The following is a 16,552-nucleotide window of genomic DNA, read 5'->3' on the forward strand; positions in this document are numbered from 1 at the left end:
GTTAGGCTTTAGAGGGCGCACACCTTGCAGGTGTTGTTCCCTATTTTTACAAGATAGATTTGACCCGGAGCGAAGGGGAAGGCATACAGCCCGTTGTTGGTCTGTCCCAGGCTGACCAGTCGGCCGTCGGTGGTGTAGATGGCAACCGGCAGCGATTCGTTCTGGTTGACCGAGAAGCCTTCGCGGGTAACCGTCAGTTCGAATTGAGCCGACGTAGCCTCGTCGATGCCCGAACCGTATACCACGGCCACATCGTCGATGTAGAGGTAGTTGCCCTCGGCTACTTCGAGCGGTTGGTCGGGTTGTTTGCTCAGGTAGTTCGAGGCGCAGAAGACGATGTTCATCTTCTCGGGCGTTTCGTCCGAGAGGTAGTCGATGGTTACCTCTTGCGTTTCGAAGGCGTCGATGTCGTTGTCGATGGTGAGCGAACCCGACCCGATGAGGGTGGCTCCGGCATTACCGGCCAGTACGGCGCTCATCTCGTCGGTGTGCGAGGCACCGCTGATGTCGGTCGACGAGGCGCTGCCTTTCCACAGATATACGGCGATGTGGGCGGCATCGTCGATGTCGCTGGTGGGGGCGTTGTAGTATTGGGCCTTGAAGGTAATCTTCTGGGGACGGGCCGTGAACTCCACGCCGCCGTCAACGCCCAGGTCGCCGGTAGCTGCCGTGCAGTAGGTGGTGTTTACATAGAGCCAGGGGGTGCCCAGCGACAGGATGCCGGGAATCACGTAGCCGTACTTTGTGCCGAATACGTTGGCGCCGGCAAAGGTGTTTTCGATGATGGGGTAGGCATCGGTGGTGTCGCCTCCCTTGGAGACCGTGCCGGCTTTCATGCTGACGAAGCCGCTCACGTTGGAGTAGAGTGAGTGCCAGCCTGTGGGTTGTTTCTTTTGGTTGCCTCCGTCGCTCTCCCAGGCGCCGTTGAAGTTATCGCCCGAGAACTCTTGAGCCTGGGCAGGGAATAAAAATACGATGCAGCAACTTAAAATAAGATAAAAATTCTTCATAATCCTATCCTCTTAAATGAATTTGTAATAATAGTTCTATTTTTGCGCCGGCAAAGTAAAGAAGAAAAGTTGTTATTTTGGAAAGAGGAAAAGGAAAATAGTAGTAATATTTAATAATTAAGGTTTATGAAAAAGAAATTTGCTTCGTATTTCTGCATATTTATGTCACTTTTTGTTTTTGCGGCATGCAGCGAAGATTCCCAAAAAAGCGAAGAACCCACGGTAACCCCTCCGGGCGGAGACGATACGACCGTTTATTGGGAGACAACCTATGCCGACCTCTCGGCCCTGGTGAACCAAGGTATCGACGAGGTGTGGAGTGCGGCCGCCGGTGCTACGGTAGATCAGGAGAATCGCACCTTCTATGTGCAGGACCAGAAGGGCAACCGGTATAAAGCCACGGTTGCGGTCGACGGTACTACCGTGACCTCGATCGTGATGGAGCTTGCCGGACAGTCGGCCGGACAGGATGCTGCCGTTTGGGAGAGTCTGGTCACTTCGTTCCGCGACCTGAAACTGGGTACGTTCCTGGGAACGAAATTCAAGGATTACACGACCGGCGAAGGGGGTGTGAAGCAGACGACCGAGGAGACTCTGCCGCTGTTGACCTCGGAGGCCAATATGCTTATCTTCCCCATTTTCGGCATTCAAAAGACGGTTTACTGCTGCCCCGTGATGGACAAGGATAAATTCAGGGTTGAGCTCTGCCGCAACTATCTGGCCCTCGATTTCAGTACGCTGGGCCGCTACGTGGGCGGTAACATCGACGAGGTGCTGCAAGAGTATTACGCCATCGGCAACAAGGTTCTCTTCGGTACCGCCATGTCGTATATCTATTTCGACAGCGCTATCGATGCCAAGGGCAACAGCTACACGGCCTACTTCGACTCGGACAAGACTCTGGAGACGATTCTCGAAATCTCGGTCTATGTACCCGAGAACGACCAGACCATCACCCGGTGGAAAGATATGCTCGAGAATTATGCCGACTACAATCTGGGTACCCTCACCTCGATTTATGTGACCGATGCCTTCGGCGACAAGGTGCAAGACCTGGCCGATGCTCAGGCTGCCTTTGACCTCTATGAGACCAACGGTCGTGCCAACGGTATCATTGCCACCTTCACGACGGCTTACGGCTCCAACTCGTTGATTCTGAATAAAGACTATTGCTACGTGATTTTGCGCAAGTAAAACGCTTGAAACATAGATTTTGTATGAAACGTCGCAACGCTCGGGGGTATCCCTCCGGGCGTTGTGTTTTTTGTGCCGGCTGGGGCCGCCGAAAGAAAAACCGGCGCGATGACGAACAAAACGGGTAGAGGCTTGTTTTAGAGATACAGGCACCGCTCTTGTGTGCCGGTCGGGACACTGTGGTTTTCGCTCTCCCGTGAACCGTTCCGCACCGTGAGGTGTTTTCTATATATACTGTGTTATGTGTGTGACAGCGGAGGAACCGCAACTCTCGTGAGCTGCGATTCCCCCGCTCTGTGTAAATTGTTCCGATGTGAGTATTGGGCGAGCCGGGAACTTTTGTACCTTTGTGGTGAAACAATAATTCGAATAACTTGTGTCGCTATTAGCACTTTTTGTTTTGGCGGTGGGGCTGTGTATGGACAGCTTTGCCGTATCGCTGACTTCGGGCGTGCTGCTGAAGCCCTTCAAATGGTCGCGGGTCTTGAAGATAGCCGCCTTTATGGCTCTGTTTCAGGGGGGCATGCCGCTCATCGGCTGGGCTCTGGGCATCGGTTTCAAAAGCTATATCGAGGCGTATGACCATTGGGTGGCCTTCGGGGTGTTGCTCTTCCTGGGAGCGAAGATGATTTGGGAGGGCTGGCCTCGCAAAAACGAGGAGGAGCCCTGCTGCATGGACCCTTCGGATACGCGTACGCTCGTGGGGCTTTCGCTGGCTACGAGCATCGATGCGCTGGCGGTGGGCATCTCGTTTGCCTTCCTCAACATGTCGATGCTGCTCCCTACGATTGTCATTGCCGGTGTCACCTTTGTATTCTCGATTGCCGGGCTGTGGGTGGGCCGCCAGTTTGGCCGCCACATACATAACTATGCCGAGGTGCTGGGTGGGGTGATTCTCATCGGCCTGGGGATAAAAATTCTGTTGGAACATATCTATTTTTAAGAGTCGGTTATGGATAGACGATATGCACGTTCGTGGGTAGCGGTGGTCCTGTTTCTGGTGGTCTTTCTGGTGGCCAGCACGATGCGCCGTTGCGAAAAGAATACCTACCAGTATGACGAGGGGCTCATCTTCGGCACCTTCTACCACATCACCTATCGGTCGGACGAGTCGTTGGCCGAGGCCATCAAGCAGGAGCTCCTGCGGTTCGACGGTTCGCTCTCGCCCTTCAACGACACGTCGCTCATCACGCGGGTCAACCAGGGTGTTCCGGTCGAGACCGATGCGTGGTTCGAGCATGTCTTTACCGCCTCGCAACAGGTCTATCGTCGCACGGGCGGAGCCTTCGACCCCACGGTATCGCCGCTGGTCAATGCCTGGGGATTCGGGTTCAAGAAGGGTATCTTCCCCAACTCGACGCAGGTCGACAGTCTGCTGGCCCATGTGGGCATGAACAAGCTCTCGCTTGAGAACCATCGGGTGGTCAAGAGCGACTCGCTGGTGACCCTCAACTTCTCGGCCATTGCCAAGGGGTATGCCTGCGACGTGATAGGACAGTTGCTTACCGACCGCGGTATCGACGACTACATGGTCGAAATCGGTGGCGAGATGGTGGTGCGCGGCCGCAATCCCGAGGGGAAGCCCTGGCGGGTAGGGGTGAACCGCCCGACCATCGAGGATGGCGAGGCCGGTACCATCGAAGAGGTATTGCAGATGACCGGGGGCGGACTGGCTACCTCGGGCAACTACCGCAACTACCGCGTGGTCGACGGCAAACGCATTGCCCACACCATCGACCCGGTGACGGGCTATCCCGTGCAACACTCGCTGCTGAGTGCTACGGTGCTGGCCCCCGACTGCATGACGGCCGACGCCTACGCCACGGCTTTCATGGTGATGGGGCTCGAGCGCAGCCGGGCACTGGTCGATTCGCTGCCGGGCATCGAGGCGCTCTTCCTCTACCAGAATCCTACCGATACGGCTCGCATCGACTGCTGGGTGACTGCCGGCATGCAGAAACTGATCTTGAAAAAGTAAGATAACCCGGATAATAAGAAGATTGCCATGAAACGATTTTGGAGAGAAACACCGGCATGGTTTTTCCTGCTTGCCTCTTTTGTGGTAGGTGTGTGGATCCAGTTCGACAATCGGTCCGAAGTGCCCCTGCACTTTAATGCCCGGGGCGAAGTGGATAGCTGGGGCGATGCCTCAACGGCACTTCTGCTGCCCGCGATAGCTCTGGTGCTGTATGGACTGCTCACCTGGGTGCAGCATCACCCCCGGCATTGTAACTATCCGGTCGAGATAACCGACGAGAACCGGGAGCAGGCCTATCGCCAGATGTCGCGCATCGTCTACCGCATCAAGGTTCTGGTCATGGCTCTCTTCCTCTACCTCACGCTGGGGGTAGCCCAGGTGGTGGAGATTAGTTTCTTCCTGATTCTGGCTATTGCTCTGGCCGTTCCCTTTATCATCGTGACCGGCTGGTCGCAAGTGGGCAAAAACAAGTGAGGCCAAGCTGCTTTTGCGCTTCGCCTCACGGCTATCTCAATGAAATAAGATTGTCGGGTTTCAGTTGTGCAGCGTGAGGGTAATCTCGCCGCTGAGCGAACAGTTCATGTTCTCCTTGACCACCTTCGAGGGGTATTCGTGACCGAAGAGGAACATCAGCTTGGTGAGCACCGCCTCGGTGGTGCTGTCGTATCCGCTTACCACGCCGGCATTTTCGAGCTTGCTGCCCGTGCCGTAGCGGCTCATCTGCACGGTGCCGCCCATGCACTGGCTCACGTTGACGATAACGATACCCTTGTCTACCGCCTCCTTGAGCAGGTTGAGGAACCACTCCTTGACCGGTGCGTTGCCCGACCCGAAGGTTTCGAGCACGACCCCCTTCAGTCCCGGGATGTTCAGTATCGAGCGTACGGTCTGCTCCGAGATGCCGGGGAAGAGCTTCAGCACCACGATGTTGGTGTTCATCAGGTAGTGGGGGCGCAGCGGTTTGTGGGTGACGCGGGCTATTTGGTTCTCGTCGTAGTGGATGTGCACGCCCACCTGGGCCAGCGGCGGGTAGTTGGTCGACACGAAGGCGTTGAAACTCTCGGCACTGATTTTGGTGGTGCGGTTGCCGCGCAACAGGTGGTTGCCGAAGAAGATGCACACCTCGGGTACCAGCGGTTCGCCGGCGCTGTTTTTGGCGGCAGCTATTTCGATGGCGGTGATGAGGTTCTCCTTGCCGTCGGTGCGCAGCATGCCGATGGGCAGTTGCGAGCCGGTGAGGATGACGGGCTTGTTGAGGTTCTCGAGCATGAAGCTCAGGGCCGAAGCCGTGTAGGCCATTGTGTCGGTACCGTGCAGCACGACAAAGCCGTCGAACAGGTCGTAGTTGTCGGCGATGATGTGCACGAGTTTCACCCACGAGTCGGGTTCGATTTCCGACGAATCGATGGGGGGCTCGAATTGTACGGTCGAGATGGAGAATCCGAGTTGTCTCAACTCGGGGACCTTGTCGAGGAGATGGTGAAAGTTGAACGGTTCTAGACTTCCCGTCTGGCTGTTCTCTACCATTCCGATGGTACCACCGGTGTAAATGATAAGAACCGATGTTATATTTTCAGACATACACAATGGTTTTACAAAGTGAAACAAGCGTGTGCCGCCATGTTCCGGAGGCGATGCAACTTTGCACCCCAGCCTCCTGTTTGGCTCTACAAAAATAATCATTTGCGGGAGAAAATAACATTTTGTCGGGCGAAAACTTTGTGCCTCTTTGTCCGGGCGATTGTTTCGTGGCAAAAAGATAATTTCAAAATGCCGTTTAAAAACCCGTTGAAAATATAAAATTGTAAAACGAACAGGATTATTTTAAATCATTTTGTGATTGTTCGACTGGAAAATCAAAAAAAGATTACTTTTGCAAAACAAGAGATGTTTTATATCAATCTGGCCGGCCACCCTGCCGTTTGTGAAACTCCGGGGTGTCGGTTCCGAAAAAGAGAACGCCATGATCGAACGGCTGTATACCTTATTTTGTAACTGCATGCACGCAACGGGTACCACCCCTTAGGGGGGAGGATGTTGTTTTTTGTGTCGATAGACCGTTGCGATATAGTTTTTCAACCAAATTTTTTTTGAACGGGTGTGGCTTGCTCTCTCTCCAAGGGGTGCGAAGCTGCGCCGATAGAATAGTGCAGATATGAAAGTATTGAAATTCGGAGGCACTTCGGTAGGTTCGGTCGAGAGCATGTCGAGTGTCAAACAGATAGTAGAGAGTTGTCACGAGCCGGTTATCGTCGTGGTGTCGGCTCTGGGTGGAATTACCGACCGCCTGATCGAGACTGCCCGGGTGGCCGTGGTGGGCGGTGATGGCTATGAGAGCCACTTCAGAGCCATTGTCGAGCGTCACAAGACGATGGTGCAGCAGGCCGTAGAGCCGGCGAAACAACTCGAGCTGCTGGCCCTTATCGACCCGCTGTTGGGCGAACTGGGCAATATCTTCAGGGGGGTGTCGCTCATCAAAGACCTCTCGACCAAGACGCTCGACACGATTGTGAGTTACGGCGAGCGGCTCTCGTCGCTCATCGTGAGTCGGGTCATCGAGGGGGCGGTTCACTACGATGCCCGCTTTTTCATCAAGACCAGCCGCCAGTATGGTAAGCACATTGTCGACTTCGACGAGACCAACAAGCTGGTAAAACGCTACTTTGCCGAGTTGCCCCGGGTGGCCGTGGTGCCCGGCTTCATTGCGTCGGACCGCATCACGGGCGATGTGACCAACCTCGGCCGGGGTGGGTCGGACTACACGGCATCCATCCTGGCTACGGCGCTCGGTGCCTCGCAACTCGAAATCTGGACCGATGTCGACGGCTTTATGACGGCCGACCCGCGGGTTATCAACACCGCTTATGTCATCGAGCACCTCTCATTTACCGAGGCGATGGAGCTCTGTAACTTCGGGGCGAAGGTCATCTACCCGCCCACCATCTATCCGGTATTTCACAAGAATATCCCTATCCTCATCAAGAATACGTTCAACCCGTCGGCCCCCGGTACCCTCATCTCGGCCGACCATTCGCACTTCGAGGGGAAGGCCATCAAAGGCATCTCGTCGATCAACGATACCTGCCTCATCACCCTCTCGGGCATGGGCATGGTGGGGGTAATCGGTATCAACTCGCGCATCTTCAACACCTTGGCCCGGTCGGGGGTCAGTGTGTTTCTGGTGTCGCAGGCTTCGTCGGAAAACAATACCACCTTTGCCGTGCGCAATGCCGATGCCGATGTGGCCGTGCGGGTGCTGCGCGAGGAGTTCAAGGGCGAGATGGCCGTGGGCGAAATCTCTTCGATCGAGGCCGAGAAGGAGCTGGCTACCGTGGCTATCGTGGGCGAGAACATGAAACACACGCCCGGCATTGCGGGCAAGCTGTTCAACGTGCTGGGCCGCAACGGTATCAATGTGATAGCCTGTGCACAGGGGGCGTCGGAGACCAACATCTCGTTTGTCATTGCCCGCGACAGTCTGCGCAAGGCTCTCAACGTCATACACGATTCGTTTTTCCTCTCCGAGTCGCAGGTGCTCAACCTCTTTGTGGCCGGGGTGGGGACCGTGGGGCGCGACCTGCTGAAGCAGATTTGCAAACAGCAGCAGCGGCTGCTCGAGACCAAGGCCTTGCAGTTGCGGCTGGTGGGTATCGCCAACTCGCGCAAATGTCTCTTCGACCGCGAGGGTATCGACATCGAACATGGCATCGAGTTGCTCGACCGCGAGGGTACACCCTCTTCGCCCCAGCGGCTCAAGGACGAGATTATTGCCATGAACATCTTCAACTCGGTATTTGTCGACTGCACGGCCAGCCCCGACATTGCGGCGCTGTATCGCTCGCTGCTCGACCACAACGTGTCGGTGGTGGCCTCGAACAAGATTGCCGCTTCGGGCTCGTACGACCTGTACCGCGAGCTGAAGCAGACCGCCCGCAAGCGCGATGTGAAGTACCTCTTCGAGACCAACGTAGGGGCGGGGCTGCCTATCATCAATACCATCAACAACCTCATCAACAGCGGCGACAAGATACTCAAGATCGAGGCGGTTGTCTCGGGTACGCTCAACTACATATTCAATGTGGTGAGTGCCGAGGTGCCCTTGAGTCGGGCGGTGCGCATGGCGCAGGAGGCGGGATATAGCGAGCCCGACCCCCGTATAGACCTGTGTGGTCAGGATGTCATCCGCAAACTGGTGATACTGGCCCGTGAGGCCGGCTACCGGGTGGAGCAGAGCGATGTAGAGAAGCATCTCTTCATTCCCGAATCGTACTTCACCGGGAGCCTCGACGACTTCTGGAGGGCGATTCCCGACTACGATGCCACCTTCGAGGCCTATCGCCGGCAGGTGGCCGAGCGGGGACGGGTGCTGCGCTTTGTGGCCACGCTCGACCACGGCAAGGTGGAGGTGGGGCTGCGCGAGGTCGATTCGGCCCATCCCTTCTACCACCTCGAGGGGAGCAACAACGTCATCTCCATTACCACCGAGCGGTACCGCGAGTATCCCATGGTTATCAAGGGCTACGGAGCCGGGGCCGAGGTGACGGCTGCCGGTGTCTTTGCCGATATAATAGGAATTGCCAACATTCGATAAAAAAATGAGTTTGTCATGAAACACATCATAGTATTGGGCGACGGCATGGCCGATGAGCCCATCGAGGAACTGGGCGGACGCACGCCCCTGCAGGCTGCCGATACGCCCGCCATGGACTGGCTGGCCGCTCACGGTCGTTGCGGAATGTTGAAAACCGTACCCGAAGGCTACCATCCCGGCAGCGAAATCGCCAATCTGGCGGTGCTGGGCTACGACCTCGACCGCGTATTTGAGGGGCGGGGCTCGCTGGAGGCGGCCAGTATGGGGGTCGACATCGAGCCGGGCGAGATGGCCATGCGCTGCAACCTCGTCTGTATCGAAAACGGCCTCATCAAGAACCACTCGGCCGGTCACATCACGACCGCCGAGGCCGGCGAACTCATCGATTTCCTGCAACGGGAGTTGGGAGGCGGCGATGCCAATTTCTACCGCGGGGTATCGTATCGCCATCTGCTCAAGCTCAAGGGGGGCGACAAGCGGGTCGACTGCACCCCGCCGCACGATGTGCCCGGTACCCCCTTCCGTGACGTGATGGTGCGTCCTCTGGTGCCCGAGGCCGCCGCTACGGCCGATTGCCTGAACGAGCTGATTCTGCGCTCGCAGCAGATTTTGCCCTCGCACCCCGTGAACCTGCGGCGTGTGGCCGAGGGGAAAGACCCCGCCAACAGCATCTGGCCCTGGTCGCCGGGTTACAAGCCCAGCATGGAGACTTTGGCCCAACGCTACGGCATACGCAGCGGGGTGGTCATCTCGGCCGTCGACCTCATCCGGGGTATCGGCGTCTATGCCGGTTTGCAGCCCGTCGAGGTCGAGGGAGCCACGGGACTCTACAATACCAATTATGAAGGAAAAGTTCAGGCCGCAATCGATGCGTTATATGCACACGATTTTGTATATTTGCATATCGAGGCCAGCGACGAGGCAGGCCACGAAGGCGATGTGGCGCTGAAGCTCCGCACGGTCGAGTATCTCGACCACCGCGTGCTGAAACCGCTCATCGAGGCTGTTGCCCGCATGGACGAGCCGGTAGCCATCGCCCTCTTGCCCGACCATCCCACGCCTTGCCGGGTGCGCACCCACACGGCGGCCCCCGTGCCGTTCGTCATTTATAAACCGGGTGAAACTCCCGATGCCGTGCAGATATATAACGAGGAGAGCGTGGTGGATGGCCGTTATGGCTCGTTGTCGGGCGATGCGTTTATCCGTGCTCTTTTTGCGGCGCCCGATTCGGGAGAGTAGTCCGTTGGGCTATCCCGACAAAACAAAATCAATCCTTGCCAACAGACAACTGCGCCGCGGGTTCTTTTGAAAAAAGCCGCGGCGCAGTTGTCTGTTGTCGATGTGAATATATCTCGGTTTTAGCCATTCGTAGGCAGATGGTCACCCTAAACCGGTTTTTCGATGACCAGCAGATCCTGAAAGTCGGGCGAAGTCTCTACGGTTCCCGACCAGCTGCCGTAGTAAATGCCGCTTAAGTTCAGATGGTTGTCTGTAATCATCTGTTTGAGATAAGTCTCGTCGAAGGCAATGTTGGCCTCTCGTACTTTCTCGTCGAGCAAAGCATATCCCTCATGCTGGTGGGAAAAATTGAAGTAGGATTTTCCGCTCTTCATCTGCTGCCCGATGGCATCGTTGATGAGGAAGAAGGTGGCCACGCACTTGCCTCCAGGGGTTAGCACTCTCTCAATCTGAGCAAGGTAATTGTTGACATCGGCGGGCAGCATGTGGGTAAATACCGAAGTGAGTACGACACAGTCGTAGGCATTGTCGGGATAGGGGAAGATAAACTGGCTGGCTTTCTGCTCGGTAGCCAGATTGTACAGGTCGTTTTTCAGGTCGACGTGCAGAAAGTGGAAGTTGGGACAGTTGGGGGCAATATGCTTGTTGCACCAGTCGATTCCTTTTTTCACAATGTCGAAACCGTCGTACCGGCCTCTGCTGTCGAGAAAGCGGGTGAGTGGTACAGCCAGTCGTCCAATGCCGCAGCCCACATCGAGAATATGGCTTTGAGGAGTGACAGCTCCATACTGTCGCAAGATGCCGAGCAGTCGTTCGCCCTGTTCTCGGAAATTGCCCGAGCCGATGAATATCAGTCCTTTGGGCGGAGTGAGCCGGTCTCTTTTGCCAGTAATCCCATCGAAGCAGTCTATGGGGAAATAGTATATACGCCGGGCCAGGAAGCGCATTTGGGGGGAAAGGGCATAATAGATTTTCGAAGTAGATTCATGACGGTTTTTGGAAATAAGTCAAATTTAGTATTATAGGTATAGGCAAAGATACGTATAGATTTTGGTAGTTAATAAATACGTAAATGCTTTTTGTATAAAGAAAGGAAACATTTGTTGGCTATTTTCAAGAATTAACGCCGCATGTCGGGTATAAAAAGAGAATCTTTTAAGACTCTGTTCTCAAAAAAAATTTTACCTTTGTATCGGAGGCAAGAGAATTTCAATCCTCTTTTCTCCTCGGATATGACACAGGAAAAGTAAGAGAAAGACACTATGCTATATTACAGTACCAACAAAAAAACTTCGCCGGTCTCTCTCCACGATGCCGTGGTCAGGGGACTGGCTGCCGATAAAGGGCTCTTCATGCCCGAGGTGATTCGCCGGTTTCCCCCGGCCTTTTACCAAAACATGAAGGAGATGACGCTTCGCGAAATCTCGTTTGTGGTGGCCGAAGCCTTCTTCGGCGAGGATGTCGAGGCCGACAAGCTGCAAGAGATCGTATTCGACGCCCTCAACTTCGATATTCCCCTGGTGCGGGTGGCCGACAACCGGTACAGCCTGGAGCTCTTCCACGGCCCCACGCTGGCCTTCAAGGATGTGGGGGCCCGCTTCATGGCACGTCTGCTCGGCTACTTCAACCGGCAGGAGAAACGGCAGGTCAATGTGCTGGTCGCCACCTCGGGCGATACGGGCAGTGCCGTGGCCAACGGTTTCCTCGACGTGCCCGGCGTGAAGGTCTTCGTGCTCTATCCGCAGGGCAAGGTGAGTGAGATACAGGAGAAACAGTTCACCACACTGGGCCACAACATCACCGCCCTGGAGGTGAGCGGCACCTTCGACGACTGTCAGGCGCTGGTGAAGAGTGCCTTCATGGACCCCGAGCTGAACGAGAAACTCTACCTCACCTCGGCCAACTCCATCAACGTGGCCCGCTTCCTGCCCCAGGCCTTCTACTACTTCTATGCCTATGCCCAGTTGTGCGGCATGGTCGAGCACCCCGAGCAGGTGGTGTTCAGCGTGCCCAGCGGCAACTTCGGCAACCTCACTGCCGGACTCATAGCCAAGCGCATGGGGCTCCCCGTGAAGCGTTTCATCGCCGCCAACAACCGCAACGACGTATTCCTGCAATACTTGCGCACGGGCTCGTATGACCCGCGCCCCTCGATTGCCACCATCGCCAACGCCATGGATGTGGGCGACCCCAGCAACTTTGCCCGCATACTCGACCTCTACGGTCACTCGCACGAGGCCATCTGTGCCGACATCAGCGGCGTAAGCTATACCGACGACGAGATACGCCGCACCATGCGCGACACCTTCCGTCGCGAGCAATACTTGCTCGATCCCCACGGAGCCTGCGGTTACCAGGCCTTGGTCGATGGCTTGCAACCTGGCGAAATAGGCATCTGCCTCGAAACCGCTTCGCCCGCCAAGTTCCTCGATACCGTGAGCGACGCCGTAGGCGAGACGATTTCCATGCCCGAGAAGCTGCGCAAATTCATGCAGGGCGAGAAACAGAGCATCCTGATGCCCGTCGGCTTCAACGCCTTCAAACACTTCCTGCTCAATCAGCAGTGACCGGGCTTGTCATACCGGGCCTGGCTGGGTATCCAGAAAAAATATTCGATTTTGAAAGTAAAAGAGGCCGACCCAAAAGAGATTTTTTGAGGTCGGCCTCTCGATGTTTTATAGAAACTATAATCGGCTGCCACTTGAAAAAATTGCAGCCGATTTGTTTTTCTTTCGCTGAAGAGTCTTTTTGAGACTTATAACGATTACTGGCATCGGTATGAAGCGGTATTGACCACCTATATGGTAGCATAGAGAGGCTTCCAACCCGCCATTCTCCCTGAAAGGATTGCCGAGTACTTCCTGAGGTTATGCGCAAGCGCAACAAGCCCAAACTCAACTCTCACTTTCCTGTTTGATTTGAGCCGGAAGCGCCTGAAGCCGTGATTGAACTTGATGTCTCCGAAGACGGCCTCAGGTTCGATGGGCCGGTTCCTGCGGTGGTTCATCCCGCGTTCGCTGGTGAGCAGCTCCCTTGCCTGTCTCTTGAACCTGTTGGCCGTGTGGTTGACCTCGATGGCCCTCTTGTCTGACCTGCCTTTGTAGCACATTCCCCTGAGCGGGCATCCCTTGCAGTTGACGGCCCTGTACACGGCCACTTCCGACCTGTAGCCGAGATCCGTAACGGGGTGTCGCGTGCCGCTCCTCTCCAGATGCTGCCCCATCGGACATACATAGTAGTCCTCTCCGGCGTTGTAGTACATGTTCTGGACGAGGAAACTATTGTCGGCATACCCGCGTTTCGTCTCGGCGTGGAACATGTTGTACTTGACATAGGCATCTATCCCGCCGCTCTCCATATACGCATAGTTTGCTTCGTTGCCGTAGCCGGAGTCTGCCACGACCTCATCGCTCTGTGTCCCGTATCTCTCCCTGAAGGAGTCCAGAAACGGTATCAGCGTACCCCAGTCCGTGGGCCTCCAGTAGATGCCGTAGTTGGTTATGAACTGGTTCTCTGTCGCTATCTGCACGTTGTATCCCGGCTTGGTCTGGCCGTTGTTCATCGCGTCCTCCTTCATCCTCATGAAGGTGGCGTCAGGGTCCGTCTTGCTGTAGCTGTGCCTCTCGCCCATGGTCTCCAGTTGACTCTCGTACGACGCCAGCTTCGGAAGGGACTCCTCCTTCACCTTCTCCACGCTCCTGCGCAGCTTCCTGTCGCTGATACCCTGTTCGTCCATTTTCCGGAGTATCCTTTCGGTTCGCTCCGGCAGCTCCTCTATGCAAGGCTCTTCCGCAGAACATTCTCCGGCCTCCGCCGCCAGGACCGACTCCGCCGCCTTCAGCACCGCGTCAACCCGGGCCTCCAGCTTCGCCTTGTTCTTTTCGACGCTGCCCTTCCACACGAAGGTGTACTTGTTTGCCACGGACTCTATCTTCGTGCCGTCTATATACTGGACCTTCAGCGAAACCAGCCCCTCCTCGTTCATCATGACCACGGTCTGGCGGAACAGCTCCTCGAAGCGCCCGTCGCTCAGGCGCTCGCTGCGGAAGCGGTTTATCGTGCGGAAGTCCGGACGGGACATCCCCGAGAGCCACATGTAGTTCACGTTCTCGTGCAGCAGACGCTCCATCCTGCGCCCCGAATAGACGTTACACATGTATGAATACACGATTACCTTCAGGAGCATGCGGGGATGAAAGCTGCTGGTACCCCCTCCCTTGTAGGTGGACTCTATCCCCGAGATGTCAAGCCTGTCTATTATCGCGCTGACTGTCCTTACCGGATGATTTTCAGGAATCAGTTCGCTCAATGACGGAGGAAAAAGAAGACTGTCGTTTTGATTATAAGTTTTATATATTATCATTATCTTTGCACTCATGGTAAATGATTGATTATCTTTTTGTTCCGTACCTTAAATATAATAAATCTTTACCATAAAAACAACGGTTATCTTCTTTATTTTCAAGAGGATAACCGTTAATTTTTTTGCCTTATGGAAATGCCAAAAGATAATGAAAAAGGGTAACCCGTTCTGTCTTTATTGACTTTTGGGTCACCCCCTTATTTTGTGTGTAGTGCCGTTTGTGTTTATACCCGGTCGAGAGCCTGCGAGAGGTCGGCGATGAGGTCGTCGACATGCTCGGTGCCGATCGAGAGGCGTATGGTGCCGGGGTAGATGGCCTGTTCGGCCTTCTCCTGGTCGGTCAGTTGGGCGTGGGTGGTCGATGCCGGGTGGATGACCAGCGATTTCACGTCGGCCACGTTGGCCAGCAGCGAGAAGATTTCGAGGCTGTCGATGAATCGGTGTGCTTCGGCTTCGCCCCCCTTGATTTCGAAGGTGAATATCGAGCCTGCCCCGTGGGGGAAGTAGCGCTCGTAGAGGGCGTGGTCGGGGTGGTCGGGCAGAGCCGGGTGGTTGACCTTTTTTACCTTGGGGTGATGGGCCAGAAAATCGACTATGCGCAGGGCATTCTCGACGTGGCGTTCGACACGCAGCGAGAGGGTCTCGAGCCCTTGCAGCAGCAGGAAGGCGTTGAAGGGGCTGATGGCAGCGCCGGTGTCGCGCAGAATCACGGCCCGGATGCGGGTGACGTAGGCGGCGGCTCCGGCCACGTCGGTAAATCGGGAGCCGTGGTAGCTGGGGTCGGGTTCGCTCAGTTGGGGGAATTTGCCCGAGGTGGCCCAGTCGAAGCGGCCCGAGTCGACGATGATACCGCCCAGCGAGGTGCCGTGGCCGCCGATGAACTTGGTGGCCGAGTGTACCACGATGTCGGCCCCGTGTTCGATGGGGCGGATGAGGTAGGGGGTACCGAAGGTGTTGTCGATGACGAGCGGGATGCGGTGGCGGTGAGCTATCTCGGCCACGGCGTCGATGTCGATGATGCCCGAGTTGGGGTTGCCCAGCGTCTCGATGAATACCGCCTTGGTGTTGGGCTGTATGGCCCGTTCGAAGTTCGAGAGGTCGGACGGGTCGACGAAGGTGGTGGTCACGCCGTAGGCGGGCAACGTGTGGTCGAGCAGGTTGTAGGTGCCCCCGTAGATGGTGTTGGCGGCGACAATGTGGTCGCCGGCGACGGCCAGATTCTGAATGGCATAGGTGACGGCGGCAGCTCCCGAGGCGATGGCCAGGGCAGCGACACCCCCCTCGAGTGCGGCGATGCGTCGCTCGAGTACGTCTTGGGTAGGATTGCCCAGACGGCCGTAGATGTTGCCCGGCTCCTTCAGGTCGAAGCGTGCGGCGGCGTGGGCCGAGTCGGCAAATACATACGAGGTGGTCTGGTAGATGGGTACGGCTCGTGCGTCGGTGGCCGGGTCGGGTTGCTCTTGTCCCACGTGGAGTTGGAGCGTTTCGAAATGCAGTTTCTTCGGGTCCATATTCGGTTCTGTTTTTATCGGTTAAGTATAAATGTTTGTACTTGCAAAACTATGATTTCTGGAAATATCGAACAAGTAAATTCGGAAATATGGAAAATATATCTATATTTGTCCACTGATTAAGAATAAACCCCATGTTTAACAGGCTGGGAGCAACGGCCCGGAGAATAGCATTCTATGGAGATACTGGATAAAACCGACTTGCAGATTTTGCGGGTCTTGCAAAGCAACTCGCGCCTCACCACCAAAGAGTTGGCGGCGCAGGTAAACCTGTCGCCCACGCCGGTTTTCGAGCGGGTGAAGCGGCTCGAGGCCAACGGATACATCAAGAAGTATGTGGCGGTGCTCGACCCCGAGAAACTCAACCGGGGTTTCGTGGTCTTCTGCAGCGTGAAGTTGCGTCGGCTCAACCGCGACATTGCCCTCGAGTTTACCCGCATCGTGCGCGAGATTCCCGAGGTGACCGAGTGCTACAACATCTCGGGCGACTACGACTATCTGCTCAAGATTCATGCCCCCGACATGAAATATTATCAGGAGTTCATCCTCAACGTGTTGGGCACCATCGACAGCATGGGGTCGCTCATGAGTACCTTTGTGATGGACGAGGTGAAACACGAGTACGGTATCCCCCTGTGACGGGGCGGTGCGGTTGTCCGGTTGGGG

Annotated in this window: 13 protein-coding genes; 8 read left to right on the forward strand and 5 right to left on the reverse strand. The window is 55.8% G+C overall.

The genetic code is table 11. The features are described from left to right. Positions 1 to 8: 8 nt before the first annotated feature. The gene (locus tag ABGT88_RS02855; RefSeq protein WP_346700312.1) at positions 9 to 1,010 is read right to left on the reverse strand and encodes a hypothetical protein; all 1,002 of its coding nucleotides are present in this window, start codon (positions 1,008 to 1,010) and stop codon (positions 9 to 11) included. Between the two features lie 126 nt (positions 1,011 to 1,136). Between ABGT88_RS02855 and ABGT88_RS02860 the strand changes: the two genes are divergently transcribed. The 4 genes from ABGT88_RS02860 (at position 1,137) to ABGT88_RS02875 (ending at position 4,656) form a co-directional block, all read left to right on the forward strand. Next, the gene (locus ABGT88_RS02860) at positions 1,137 to 2,204 is read left to right on the forward strand and encodes a hypothetical protein (RefSeq protein ID WP_346700314.1); all 1,068 of its coding nucleotides are present in this window, start codon (positions 1,137 to 1,139) and stop codon (positions 2,202 to 2,204) included. A 376-nt stretch (positions 2,205 to 2,580) separates the two neighbouring features. Further along, positions 2,581 to 3,147 (forward strand): manganese efflux pump MntP family protein, encoded by a 567-nt coding sequence (locus tag ABGT88_RS02865; protein WP_087408720.1) that lies wholly within the window; start codon positions 2,581 to 2,583, stop codon positions 3,145 to 3,147. A gap of 9 nt (positions 3,148 to 3,156) precedes the next feature. Beyond that, positions 3,157 to 4,182, forward strand: coding sequence for an FAD:protein FMN transferase (locus ABGT88_RS02870; protein ID WP_346700316.1), 1,026 nt, complete (start codon positions 3,157 to 3,159; stop codon positions 4,180 to 4,182). Positions 4,183 to 4,209: 27 nt separating this feature from the next. After that, positions 4,210 to 4,656, forward strand: a complete 447-nt coding sequence (locus tag ABGT88_RS02875) for a DUF1648 domain-containing protein (protein WP_087408718.1) — start codon at positions 4,210 to 4,212, stop codon at positions 4,654 to 4,656. Positions 4,657 to 4,716: 60 nt separating this feature from the next. Here ABGT88_RS02875 and ABGT88_RS02880 read toward each other — a convergent pair whose 3' ends face one another. Further along, a complete protein-coding gene (locus ABGT88_RS02880; RefSeq protein ID WP_087408717.1) occupies positions 4,717 to 5,763 on the reverse strand; it encodes an asparaginase in 1,047 nt (348 codons plus the stop codon). A gap of 574 nt (positions 5,764 to 6,337) precedes the next feature. Between ABGT88_RS02880 and thrA the strand changes: the two genes are divergently transcribed. Beyond that, a complete protein-coding gene (gene thrA / locus ABGT88_RS02885) occupies positions 6,338 to 8,773 on the forward strand; it encodes a bifunctional aspartate kinase/homoserine dehydrogenase I (protein ID WP_346700319.1) in 2,436 nt (811 codons plus the stop codon). A 15-nt stretch (positions 8,774 to 8,788) separates the two neighbouring features. After that, positions 8,789 to 10,012 carry a cofactor-independent phosphoglycerate mutase gene (locus ABGT88_RS02890; RefSeq protein WP_346700321.1) on the forward strand — a complete coding sequence of 408 codons (1,224 nt, stop codon included), beginning with the start codon at positions 8,789 to 8,791 and terminating at the stop codon, positions 10,010 to 10,012. 146 nt (positions 10,013 to 10,158) lie between these two features. Here ABGT88_RS02890 and ABGT88_RS02895 read toward each other — a convergent pair whose 3' ends face one another. Beyond that, on the reverse strand, positions 10,159 to 10,959 hold the full coding sequence (locus ABGT88_RS02895; protein ID WP_346700323.1) for a class I SAM-dependent methyltransferase: 801 nt from the start codon (positions 10,957 to 10,959) through the stop codon (positions 10,159 to 10,161). A 315-nt stretch (positions 10,960 to 11,274) separates the two neighbouring features. Between ABGT88_RS02895 and thrC the strand changes: the two genes are divergently transcribed. Further along, complete coding sequence (gene thrC / locus ABGT88_RS02900) at positions 11,275 to 12,579, forward strand: threonine synthase (protein WP_346700325.1); 1,305 nt, start codon at positions 11,275 to 11,277, stop codon at positions 12,577 to 12,579. 230 nt (positions 12,580 to 12,809) lie between these two features. Here the strand turns inward: thrC and ABGT88_RS02905 are convergent, their stop codons facing one another. Next, complete coding sequence (locus tag ABGT88_RS02905; RefSeq protein ID WP_346700064.1) at positions 12,810 to 14,390, reverse strand: IS1182 family transposase; 1,581 nt, start codon at positions 14,388 to 14,390, stop codon at positions 12,810 to 12,812. A 209-nt stretch (positions 14,391 to 14,599) separates the two neighbouring features. Beyond that, positions 14,600 to 15,886, reverse strand: coding sequence for an O-acetylhomoserine aminocarboxypropyltransferase/cysteine synthase family protein (locus ABGT88_RS02910; RefSeq protein WP_346700327.1), 1,287 nt, complete (start codon positions 15,884 to 15,886; stop codon positions 14,600 to 14,602). Positions 15,887 to 16,063: 177 nt separating this feature from the next. On the opposite strand from ABGT88_RS02910, the gene ABGT88_RS02915 reads away from it, so the two are divergent. Next, entirely contained in the window at positions 16,064 to 16,525 is a 462-nt protein-coding gene (locus tag ABGT88_RS02915) for an Lrp/AsnC family transcriptional regulator (protein WP_298663327.1), read from the forward strand. Positions 16,526 to 16,552: the final 27 nt, after the last annotated feature.

This window comes from Barnesiella sp. An22 (assembly GCF_963931395.1).
GTDB classification, from domain to species: domain Bacteria; phylum Bacteroidota; class Bacteroidia; order Bacteroidales; family Barnesiellaceae; genus Barnesiella; species Barnesiella merdigallinarum.